The organism is Mycobacterium sp. (assembly GCF_049280035.1).
GTDB lineage: Bacteria > Actinomycetota > Actinomycetes > Mycobacteriales > Mycobacteriaceae > Mycobacterium.
The window spans coordinates 1-11,287 of record NZ_JBAPPI010000393.1; the positions used below are offsets into that span (position 1 = coordinate 1).

Consider the following 11,287-nt stretch of genomic DNA (forward strand, 5'->3'; position numbering starts at 1 on the left):
GCGAGCAGGGTGCGTTCGTCGAGGACGCCATCGCCTGCGGCCATTCGGTTGGCGAGTACACGGCGCTGGCTTGCGTGAGCGACATCTACGGGCTGGAAGCGTTGCTGGAGACTGTGTTTCAGCGCGGATCCAACATGCACGACATCGTGCCGCGCGACGAGCTGGGCCGATCCAACTACCGGCTGGCCGCGATCCGGCCGTCGCAGATCGATCTCGACGACGCCGACGTGCCGGCGTTTGTCGACGAGGTCTCGCAGCGCACCGGGGAATTCCTGCAGATCGTGAACTTCAACCTGCGCGGCTCGCAGTACGCGATCGCCGGCACGGTACGCGGCCTGGAGGAGCTAGAGGCCGAGGTGGAGCGGCGGCGTGAACTCGCCGGCGGTCGGCGGTCGTTCATCCTGGTGCCGGGCATCGATGTGCCGTTCCACTCCGAGGTGCTGCGGGTCGGGGTGGCCGAATTCCGCCGATCGCTGGACCGGGTCATGCCGCGGGACAAGGACCCCGACGTGATTGTCGGGCGCTACATCCCCAACCTGGTGCCGCGCCCGTTCAGCCTCGACCGCGACTTCATCCAGGAGATCCGCGATCTGGTACCGGCCGAGCCGCTCGATGAGATCCTGGCCGACTACGACACCTGGCTCCGCGAGCGCCCCAGGGAGATGGCGCGCACGGTCTTCATCGAGCTACTGGCCTGGCAGTTCGCCAGCCCGGTGCGCTGGATCGAAACCCAGGACCTGCTGTTCACCGAAGAAGCCGCGGGCGGCCTGGGTGTGGAACGGTTCGTCGAGATCGGCGTGAAGTCGTCGCCGACCGTCGCCGGACTGGCCACCAACACCCTGAAGCTGCCCGAATATGCGCACAGCACAGTGGAAGTGCTCAATGCCGAGCGCGACGCCGCGGTGCTGTTTGCCACCGACACCGACCCCGAGCCCGAGGACGAGCTCGAAGAGGCGGAATCCGATTCGGCCGTTCCGGCCTCATCAGAGGGCGCACTCACGCCCAATATCGCCCCCGCCGTCGCTCCGGCTCCCGCCGTAGCTCCGTCGGGTGCTCCACGCCCCGATGACATTCCGTTCGACGCGGCCGACGCCACTTTGGCGCTGATCGCGCTCTCGGCCAAGATGCGCATCGACCAGATCGAGGAGCTTGACTCCATCGAGTCGATCACCGACGGCGCGTCTTCGCGGCGTAACCAATTGCTGGTCGACTTGGGTTCCGAGCTGAACCTCGGCGCCATCGACGGCGCCGCCGAGGCCGACCTGGCTGGCTTGCGCTCGCAGGTCACCAAGCTGGCGCGCACGTATAAGCCGTATGGGCCAGTACTTTCCGACGCGGTCAACGACCAGCTGCGGACGGTGCTGGGTCCGTCCGGCAAGCGGCCTGCGGCCATTGCCGAGCGGGTGAAGAAGACCTGGGAGCTCGGCGACGGCTGGGTCAAGCACGTCACGGTCGAGGTCGCGCTCGGCACCCGCGAAGGCACCAGCGTTCGCGGCGGCGCAATGGGGAACCTGCACGAGGGTGCCCTGACCGACGCCGCTGCCGTCGACAAGGCCATCGACGCCGCGGTGGCGGCGGTGGCTGCACGCCGCAGAATTGCGATTGCGCTGCCGTCGTCCGGCGGCGGTGGCGGTGCGACCGTCGACGCCGCGGCGCTGGGCGAGTTCACTGAGCAGATCACCGGCCGCGACGGCGTGCTCGCATCGGCAGCCCGGCTGGTGCTGGGTCAGCTTGGGTTGGACGCCCTGGCCACCGTGCCGCCGGCCGCGACCGATGCCGACCTGATCGACCTGGTCACCGCCGAATTGGGTGCGGATTGGCCACGATTGGTGGCACCGGTGTTCGACGGCAAGAAGGCCGTGGTGTTCGACGACCGTTGGGCCAGTGCCCGCGAAGACCTGGTCAAGCTCTGGCTGATCGACGACGACGAGGCCAACGCCGACTGGGCGCGACTGTCCGAGCGGTTCGAGGGTGCCGGCCACGTGGTGGCGACACAGGCGACCTGGTGGCAGGGCAAGGCACTTGCGGCCGGGCGTCAGATCCACGCCTCGTTGTACGGCCGGATCGCTGCCGGCGCGGAGAACCCGGAAAACGGCCGCTACAGCGACGAAGTCGCGGTGGTGACTGGTGCGTCCAAGGGCTCGATCGCGGCGTCGGTGGTCGGGCGGCTACTCGACGGCGGTGCCGCCGTCATCGCAACGACATCCAAGCTCGACGACGAGCGGCTGGCCTTCTACCGGGCGCTGTACCGCGACCACGCCCGCTACGGCGCCGCACTGTGGGTGGTGGCGGCCAACATGGCGTCCTACTCGGACATCGATGCGCTGGTCGAATGGGTCGGTAGCGAGCAGACCGAAAGCCTTGGACCACAATCGATTCACATCAAGGACGCGCAGACCCCGACACTGCTGTTCCCCTTCGCGGCACCCCGTGTCGTCGGCGACCTGACCGAGGCCGGTTCGCGCTCGGAGATGGAAATGAAGGTGTTGCTGTGGGCGGTGCAGCGGCTGATCGGCGGTCTGTCCAGGATCGGCGCCGAGCGCGACATCGCTTCGCGGCTGCATGTGGTGTTGCCCGGCTCGCCCAACCGCGGCATGTTCGGCGGCGACGGCGCCTACGGTGAAGCCAAGTCGGCGCTGGACGCCGTGGTGACCCGATGGCAAGCCGAGTCGTCGTGGGCGCAGCGCGTCAGCCTGGCGCACGCGCTGATCGGCTGGACCCGCGGCACCGGGCTGATGGGACACAACGACGCGATCGTCACCGCCGTCGAAGAGGCCGGTGTGACAACGTATTCCACCGATGAGATGGCCAGCATGCTGCTCGGCCTGTGCGACATCGAGTCCAAGGCGGCCGCCGCCAACGCGCCGATGAACGTGGACCTGACCGGCGGGCTCGGCGATGTCGACCTGGACATGGCTGAATTGGCCGCCAAGGCGCGCGAGGATCAGTCGGCCAAGGCTGCCGAGGACGGCGCCGAAGAGTCCGACGCCGAGGGCACGATCGCCGCGCTGCCGTCGCCGCCGCGTGGCTTCACCCCGGCGGCGCTGCCGGTATGGGACGACCTCGACGTCGACCCGGCCGATTTGGTGGTCATCGTCGGCGGTGCCGAACTCGGCCCGTACGGGTCGTCGCGCACCCGCTTCGAGATGGAGGTCGACAACGAGCTGTCGGCCGCCGGTGTGCTCGAGCTGGCCTGGACCACCGGGCTGATCAAGTGGGAGGACGATCCGACACCGGGCTGGTATGACACCGAATCCGGCGATCTGATTGACGAGGCCGACCTGGTCGAGCGCTACCACGACGTCGTGCTCGAACGCGTCGGCATCCGAGAGTTCGTCGACGACGGCGCAATCGACCCCGACCACGCCTCGCCGCTGCTGGTGAGCGTGTTTTTGGAAAAGGACTTCACGTTCGTCGTCTCATCGGAGGCGGACGCCCGTGGGTTCGCCCAGTTCGACCCGGAGCACACGGTGGTCCGGCCCGTCCCTGAATCCAGCGACTGGCAGGTTACCCGCAAGGCGGGCACCGAGATTCGCGTGCCGCGCAAGACCAAGCTGTCGCGGACCGTCGGGGCGCAGATCCCCACCGGGTTCGACCCGACGGTGTGGGGGATCAGCCAGGACATGGCCACCTCGATCGACCGGGTGGCGCTGTGGAACATCGTCGCGACCGTCGACGCCTTCTTGTCGTCAGGTTTCACGCCGACCGAGCTGATGCGATGGGTGCACCCGGGCCTGGTTGCCAGCACGCAGGGCACCGGTATGGGCGGAATGACGTCGATGCAGCTGATGTATCACGGCAACCTGTTGGGCCGGACCAAGCCAAACGACATCTTGCAGGAAGTCCTGCCGAACGTCGTTGCCGCCCATGTCATTCAGAGCTATGTCGGTAGCTACGGCGCGATGATCCATCCGGTCGGCGCGTGCGCCACCGCGGCGGTCTCGGTTGAGGAGGGCGTCGACAAGATCCGCCTCGGCAAGGCCGAGCTGGTGGTTACGGGCGGCTTCGACGACCTGACGCTGGAGGCCATCATCGGCTTCGGTGACATGGCCGCCACCGCCGACACCGAAATGATGCGCGGCCGCGGCATCGCGGACTCGAAGATCTCCCGGCCCAACGATCGGCGCCGGCTCGGCTTCCTGGAAGCCCAGGGCGGCGGCACGATTCTGCTGGCCCGCGGTGACCTCGCGCTCAAGATGGGTCTCCCGGTGCTGGCCGTGGTGGCCTACGTCCAGTCGTTCGCCGACGGTGTGCACACCTCGATCCCGGCGCCTGGGTTGGGCGCCCTTGGCGCCGGTCGCGGCGGCAAGGATTCGGCGCTGGCACGGTCGCTGGCCAAGCTGGGCGTCGGCGCCGACGACATCGCAGTGATCTCCAAGCACGACACGTCGACGTTGGCCAATGACCCCAACGAGACCGAACTGCATGAGCGACTGGCCGATTCACTTGGCCGCTCGCCGGGCGCGCCGCTGTTCATCGTCTCGCAGAAGAGCTTGACCGGGCACGCCAAGGGCGGCGCGGCGGTCTTCCAGATGATGGGGCTGTGCCAGATCCTGCGCGACGGGGTGATCCCGCCCAACCGCAGCCTGGATTGCGTCGACGACGAATTGGCCGACTCCGAGCACTTCGTCTGGGTACGCGACACGTTGGAGCTGGATGGCAAGTTCCCGCTGAAGGCCGGGCTGGTGACCAGCCTCGGGTTCGGCCACGTGTCCGGCCTGGTCGCACTGGTGCACCCGCAGGCCTTCCTGGCCGCCCTGGACACCGGGCAGCGCGCCGACTACCAGCGACGGGCCGACGCCCGGCTGTTGGCCGGTCAGCGCAGGCTGGCCTCCGCGATAGCCGGCGGGCGCCCGATGTACGAGCGGCCCGCGGACCGTCGTTTCGATCACGAGGTCTCCGAGAAGCAGCAGGAAGCGGCGATGTTGCTCGACACGGAAGCGCGGTTGGGCGACGGGGACGTTTACCTTCGGTGACCGTCCGATAGGTTCGCAACCCATGAGCTGCGCCGCCGACGATGCAGAGCGCAGCGATGAGGAGGAGCGGCGCCAATGAGCATTGTCGGAGTGGGGATCGACCTTGTCTCCATCACTGAATTCGCCGAGCAGGTCGACCAGCCCGGAACCGTCTTCGCTGAAACCTTCACCCCCGGTGAACGCCGCGACGCCTCCGATAAGAGTTCGTCGGCGGCACGCCACCTGGCGGCGCGCTGGGCGGCCAAGGAGGCGGTGATCAAGGCCTGGTCGGGCTCGCGGTTCTCCCAGCGGCCCGTGCTTCGCGAAGACATCCACCGCGACATCGAGGTGGTCACCGACATGTGGGGACGACCGCGGGTCCGGCTGACCGGAGCCATCGCCAAGCATTTGGCCGATGTGACGATCCATGTGTCGCTGACCCACGAAGCGGATACCGCGGCCGCGGTTGCCATCCTCGAAACCGACTAAGCGCGAGCCGCTAGCCTCGAGGTCATGAGCGATCTCGTTGAACGCGTCCGTGAGGTATTGCCGTCGGTGCGCCGTGATTTGGAGGCGCTGGTGCGCATCGAATCGGTAGGGGCCGATCCGGCTCGTCGCGACCAGGTGCACCGCAGCGCTCAAGCCACGGCGGACCTGTTGTCGCAGGCTGGTTTTGACGATGTTCAGATCGTCAGCGAGGGCGGTGCACCCGCCGTCATCGCCCGGCATCCGGCGCCGGCGGGAGCGCCGACGGTGCTGCTGTACGCGCACCACGACGTGCAACCCGAAGGCGACCCAGCACAGTGGACGTCACCGCCCTTCGAACCGACCGAACGCGACGGCAGACTCTACGGACGCGGCAGCGCCGACGACAAAGCCGGTATTGCAACGCATTTGGCGGCGTTCCGAGCCCACGACGGCCAACCTCCGGTAGGGGTGACGGTGTTCGTCGAGGGCGAGGAGGAGTCCGGTTCGCCCTCGTTAGGCCGTCTGCTGGCTGCGCATCGTGACGTGTTGGCCGCCGACGTGATTGTCATCGCCGATTCGGACAACTGGAGCACCGACGTCCCCGCGCTGACGGTGTCGCTGCGCGGGCTGGCCGACTGCGTGGTCGAGGTCGCCACCCTCGACCACGGCCTGCATTCTGGTCTGTGGGGTGGTGTGGTTCCTGACGCGCTGTCCGTACTGGTGCGCCTATTGGCCAGCCTGCATGACGACGACGGCAACGTTGCCGTGGCAGGTCTGCACGAAAGCACTGCCGCCGCAGTGGATTACCCTGCCGAGCGGGTGCGTGCCGAATCGGGCTTGCTGGACGGAGTAACCGAAATCGGTTCCGGCTCGGTACCGCAGCGATTGTGGGCCAAGCCGGCGATCACCGTGATCGGCATCGACACCACATCCATTGCCGCATCGTCGAACACGCTGATCCCGCGCGCTCGCGCCAAGGTCAGTATGCGGATAGCTCCCGGCGGCGACGCGGCCGCGCACCTAGACGCGTTGCGCGTTCATCTGGAAGAGCATGCTCCTTGGGGTGCACACGTGACGGTGATGCCCGGCGACATCGGCCAGCCCTACGCCATCGAAGCCAGCGGCCCGGTCTACGACGCCGCCCGGACGGCGTTCCGGCAAGCCTGGGGAACCGATCCGGTCGAGATGGGGATGGGCGGGTCGATCCCGTTCATTGCCGAGTTCGCAGCCGCGTTCCCGCAGGCGGCCATTCTGGTTACCGGCGTGGAGGACCCAGCGACGCAAGCGCACAGCGTCAACGAGAGCCTGCACCTCGGTGTGCTGGAGCGGGCCGCGACCGCGGAGGCGCTACTACTGGCCAACCTGGCTTAGACCGACAGATCACGCCGGAGTTTGGCGACGTGCCCGGTGGCCTTGACGTTGTACTGCGCGACGGCGATCTTCCCCTTCTCGTCGATCAAAAACGTCGAGCGGATCACGCCCTGGACAGTCTTTCCGTACATCTGCTTTTCGCCGTAGGCGCCCCAGGCGGTCAACACTTTCCGGTCGGGATCGGACAGCAGCGGAAACGTCAGGCCCTCGGCGTCACGGAATTTGGCCAGCTTTTCCGGCTTGTCGGGGGAGATGCCGACCACGTCGAGGCCGGCGCCGTTGAGCTCGGCCAGACTGTCGCGAAAGTCGCAGGCCTGTTTGGTGCAGCCGGGAGTTGACGCCGCCGGGTAGAAGTAGACGATGACCCGGCGGCCGCGGTAGTCGGCCAGCGACACCTTCTTGCCGTCGGCGTCAGGCAGGGTAAAGGCGGGCGCTTTGTCGCCCGGCGCGAGGCGCATGTTCTGGGTCATGGTTCCTTTCACAAAGGGTTCCCGGCTCAGTCGTCGATATGCTCCGGATAGATATTGAAGATGACGCCCAAGGGGGGATTCTGGCCAGGACCCATCAAAAAGCAGCGATGGATGCGCCGGTAAGGGGTTGAGCCCGAAGTCTCGTTGTATTCCATGCAACGTTGCCAGGTGCCGTCAGGCTGGACAGGGTCATCGCACCTGCTGATAGCGCCATATCCTCCGTACATACAACCGGCGCTGGCCGGGGGCGCTGATCCAATCAGGCCACCGACGATCAGCGCGGCGGCCAATCCTGCGACAATGTATTGCTTCGTCAACTCGGCTCCTTGCTATACATGTACGTGTTAGGCGGGGTTACACGCCCTGGACGGTCTTGCCGTACATCTGCTTTTCCCAGTAAGCGCCCCAGGCGGTCAGCACTTTCCGGTCGGGATCGGACAGCAGCGGAAACGTTAGGCCTTCGGCGTCGCGGAATTTGGCCAGCTTATCCGGCTTGTCGGGGGAGATGCCGACCACGTCGAGGCCGGCGCCGTTGAGCTCGGCCAGACTGTCGCGAAAGTCGCAGGCCTGTTCAGGCAGGGTGAAGGCGGGCCCTTTGTCGCCCGGCGCGAGGCGTGCGGTGTCGGTCAAGGAAGGTCCCTTTCTGTTCACCGGCACGCCTGCGTCGGTGCCGGCTGATCTAGGGTAGGTCGGCAGGCACCAACCTAGACCGAGCCCGGCTTCTGGTGCGCCGACGACAGGGAGGACGAGAGTGGCTGAGCGGGATCCTGACGCCATCAAGCAGGAGATCGACCAGGCCCGCGACCAGCTCGCGTCGACCGTCGATTCACTGGCCGAGCGGGCCAATCCCCGCCGCCTCGCCGACGATGCCAAAGCCCGGGTGATCGGGTTCGTCAAGAAGCCCGCGGTGGCGGTTTCGCTGGCGGGAATCGCGGCGTTGACCGTCGCGCTGACGGTGCGCAGGATCCGCAACAGGTGATTTAGCCGCCAAGCCGCCGGAATACGACGCTTTCAATCGCGGTTCGCATATCGGCGGTTGGATGGAGTTGCGCTTCAAATAGCCAATTCGCTGCAGGAAGTGGCGAAACCGTTGATCGCGTGCAAGCGCAGATCAACGGGCCGCTTTGGCGGATTCGCGCCGAGACTTCTCTTTCACGTGGGTCGAGCAGCAATGCACCATTTCGCAATGGTATCGGTCACTGCATTCAGGCGAACAATAAACTGACGCGGCCGGAAGCCAGTCCGGATCGGCCAGGTGGCGCCATCGGTCGTTCGGATCGAACGTGTGGCCGCAATGTACGCAGGTCTTGACCTTTGTCTTGCTAGCCATACCGGTCAGGGTACGCGCCATGGCCCTAAATTGTGTCGCAAAACACATGGCGTGCAATACGAAGCAACATCGTTTGCGCGGGCGAATTAATTATTTTCTGAAACTAACTCAGCCGTCTTCGATTCGCGCTATCGCCGCAGGTCGACACGACCGCGCGGTCACTTCAATGAGATCGACGGACAACGGGTCAACGGGCAGAAAATCAGCGCCTCACAGCGAAATCGCCTGTAGCGCATAACGTTTCCATGTCTTCGACTCAACAACCGCCTCCGAGGGCCTTCGCGCGCGAGTAGCCCACCTTGGCGTCATGTCGTCGCCTAGCAAACTGATCAGGTGGAGCACAACGAGCGGTGCGGCTGCGGCCCGGGCGGGCGGCGCGGCTCCGAGGCGACGGCGCACCGCAGGAATTAACTCGGCAGCTATGGCGTTCGGCTAGCGGTGGCGCCCGTGACGAGATGCCCTAATATCAGCGCGTCCAGCATTCCTAGTCGGGAGGCACGGTGTTGACGCTTCTCAGGCGGGCATGGGTTGTGCTGGTCGTGGTCGTGGCACTGATCATCGGCGGAGTTGCGGTTTTCCGGCTCAATGGGGTCTTCCCAGGACCCGGCTTGCCCAAGCCCGACCCCCGGGATGCGACCCCGCCGTACGCGGCCAAGACCGCCGTCTACGAAATCCTGGGACCGCCCGGGACGACCGGTGTCGTCAACTGGATGGATGCGGATGCACAACCGCAGAAGGCCAACTTCACTACGTTGCCGTGGTCGAAGACGATAGTCGCCGAGATGCCCGGCATCTTCGCCTACGTCGTCGCCCAAAGTGACGGCCCCCCGATCGGCTGCAAGATCACCGTCGACGACAAATTGGTCGATCACCGAGACGTCGACACGCATGACGCGGTTTCCTGCTTGGACAAATCCGCGTGACCGACGACACCAGCGGCACCAACGACACCAGCGACACGGACGAAATCCCCGTCGCGCCGCACTACGAACTTGAGCGGAAGCCGCGGCTGGCGCGCACCATCCGCGTCCTGGCGCTGCCGATCGTCGTGTTCTGGCTGCTGATCGCGGTCGGCGTCAATGTCTTCGTCCCACAGTTGGAGAAGGTTGCCGAGGACGTCTCGGTGCCGCTCTCGCCAACCGATGCGCCTTCGGTGACCGGGATGAAGCACATCGGGGAGAAGTTCAAGGAGTACGACTCCGACAACCTCGTCCTGGTGACCCTGGTCGGTGAGAAACCTCTCGGCCAGGACGCTCACCAGTATTACGACGATCTGGTCAAGAAGCTGCAGCAGGACACCGAACACGTCGAGCATGCGCTGAATTTCTGGGGACAGCGATTCACGTCCTCGGGTGTCGAGAGCTACGACCACAAGGCCGCCTACGTCCAGGTCAACCTGAAGGGTGACCAGGGCGGAGCCGTCGGCGACAAGTCGGTTGCCTCGGTTCGCAAGATTGTGGCGGACTCGAAGCCGCCGGACGGGGTGAAGGCATACGTCGCCGGTCAGGGAGCCCTGACCGCCGACACGATCGTTGTCGGCGATGCGAGCCTGGCCAAGATGACGATCATCACCATCATCATCATCGCGATCATGCTGATGTTCGTCTACCGATCCATCGGCACCGTGCTGCTGACGATGGTCATCCTGTTCGTCGGACTGGCCACCGGCCGAGGCGTGGTAGCACTGCTGGGCGAAACCGGCATCATGGGGCTTTCGACCTTCGCGGTCAACTTGCTGACGGCATTGGCCATCGCGGCGGGTACCGACTACGCGATATTCATGGTCGGCCGCTATCAGGAGGGCCGCGAACGGGGGCTGGACCGGGAGGCCGCCTACTACGACACGTTCGCCGGGGTCACCAAGGTGGTGCTGGGCTCGGGTTTGACGATCGTCGGCGCGCTGGCCTGTCTGCATTTCACTCGGCTGCCCTACTTCAGTTCGCTGGCGTTTCCCTGCGCGGTAGGTCTGCTGGTTGTGGTGGCCGCCGGGGTGACCCTGACACCGGCCCTGATCGCGTTCGCAAGCGGCTTCGGTCTCTTCGACCCGAAGCGCGAGTTCAACTACACCCGATGGCGCCGTCTTGCGACAGCTATCGTGCGGTGGCCGGCGCCCATCCTCGCTACTTCCGTCATCATGGCGATCGTCGGCGCCCTGGGTTTGATGGGCTTCAACCCGCGCTACAACGACCTGTACTACCTGCCGCAGAGCGCTTCCTCAGTGAAGGCCTACAACGCGGCCGATCAACACTTCACCCAGGCCCGTTTGAATCCGGACCTTCTGATGATCGAATCGGACCACGATTTGCGCAATCCAACCGACATGCTGGTCCTGGACAAGATTGCCGGCGCCATCTTCCGGGTGCCCGGCATCGAACGGGTGCAGAGCATCACCAGACCACTTGGCCCGCCAATCGAAGACGGATCCATTCCGTTCCAGCTCAGCGTGCAAAGCGCACCGATCCGCGACAACCTCAGCTACCTGAAGGACCGTATCGCCGACATCAAGAAGATCACCGGTTACCTCGACACCCTGATCGCCCTACTAGAGCGCCAGTACCAGGTGACCCAGGAGCTCGCGAACGCGGCGGACGACAGCTCGAAAACCACGGGCGACACGGCGGCGATCACCGACGAAATCCGCGACCACATCGCCGATTTCGACGACTTCTGGAGACCGATTCGCAGCTACTTCT

Annotated in this window: 8 protein-coding genes and 1 pseudogene; 6 read left to right on the forward strand and 3 right to left on the reverse strand. The window is 65.6% G+C overall.

Going from position 1 to position 11,287, the window contains the following annotated elements:
• The 3 genes from WAN71_RS13110 to WAN71_RS13120 all read left to right on the forward strand — a co-directional run.
• On the forward strand, nt 1-4,976 hold a 4,976-nt coding region (locus WAN71_RS13110; RefSeq protein WP_422225742.1), incomplete at its 5' end, for a beta-ketoacyl synthase N-terminal-like domain-containing protein.
• A gap of 75 nt (nt 4,977-5,051) precedes the next feature.
• Complete coding sequence (locus tag WAN71_RS13115; protein WP_422225743.1) at nt 5,052-5,444, forward strand: holo-ACP synthase; 393 nt, start codon at nt 5,052-5,054, stop codon at nt 5,442-5,444.
• 24 nt (nt 5,445-5,468) lie between these two features.
• On the forward strand, nt 5,469-6,794 hold the full coding sequence (locus WAN71_RS13120; protein ID WP_422225744.1) for a dipeptidase: 1,326 nt from the start codon (nt 5,469-5,471) through the stop codon (nt 6,792-6,794).
• On the opposite strand, the gene bcp is transcribed toward WAN71_RS13120, so the two are convergent.
• The 3 genes and pseudogenes from bcp to WAN71_RS13135 form a co-directional block, all read right to left on the reverse strand.
• Nucleotides 6,791-7,264 carry a thioredoxin-dependent thiol peroxidase gene (gene bcp, locus WAN71_RS13125; RefSeq protein WP_422225745.1) on the reverse strand — a complete coding sequence of 158 codons (474 nt, stop codon included), beginning with the start codon at nt 7,262-7,264 and terminating at the stop codon, nt 6,791-6,793. The two genes, WAN71_RS13120 and bcp, sit on opposite strands and share 4 nt — an antisense overlap.
• 26 nt (nt 7,265-7,290) lie before the next feature.
• The gene (locus WAN71_RS13130; RefSeq protein WP_422225746.1) at nt 7,291-7,581 is read right to left on the reverse strand and encodes a CDGP domain-containing protein; all 291 of its coding nucleotides are present in this window, start codon (nt 7,579-7,581) and stop codon (nt 7,291-7,293) included.
• Between the two features lie 40 nt (nt 7,582-7,621).
• Nucleotides 7,622-7,834: pseudogene (locus WAN71_RS13135) on the reverse strand (redoxin domain-containing protein); the annotation flags it as partial.
• Between the two features lie 181 nt (nt 7,835-8,015).
• Between WAN71_RS13135 and WAN71_RS13140 the strand changes: the two are divergent.
• The 3 genes from WAN71_RS13140 to WAN71_RS13150 all read left to right on the forward strand — a co-directional run.
• On the forward strand, nt 8,016-8,243 hold the full coding sequence (locus tag WAN71_RS13140; RefSeq protein ID WP_422225747.1) for a DUF3618 domain-containing protein: 228 nt from the start codon (nt 8,016-8,018) through the stop codon (nt 8,241-8,243).
• A gap of 854 nt (nt 8,244-9,097) precedes the next feature.
• Nucleotides 9,098-9,517, forward strand: coding sequence for an MmpS family transport accessory protein (locus WAN71_RS13145; RefSeq protein ID WP_422225748.1), 420 nt, complete (start codon nt 9,098-9,100; stop codon nt 9,515-9,517).
• The coding region (locus tag WAN71_RS13150; RefSeq protein ID WP_422225749.1) for an MMPL family transporter at nt 9,514-11,287 on the forward strand (1,774 nt) is incomplete at its 3' end. The genes WAN71_RS13145 and WAN71_RS13150, both read left to right, overlap by 4 nt.

Coding starts and splice junctions, on each gene's coding strand:
- WAN71_RS13120 (WP_422225744.1), top strand. CDS start 5,469: ATGAGCGATCTCGTTGAACGCGTCCGTGAGGTATTGCCGTCGGTGCGC.
- bcp (WP_422225745.1), bottom strand. CDS start 7,264: ATGACCCAGAACATGCGCCTCGCGCCGGGCGACAAAGCGCCCGCCTTT.
- WAN71_RS13115 (WP_422225743.1), top strand. CDS start 5,052: ATGAGCATTGTCGGAGTGGGGATCGACCTTGTCTCCATCACTGAATTC.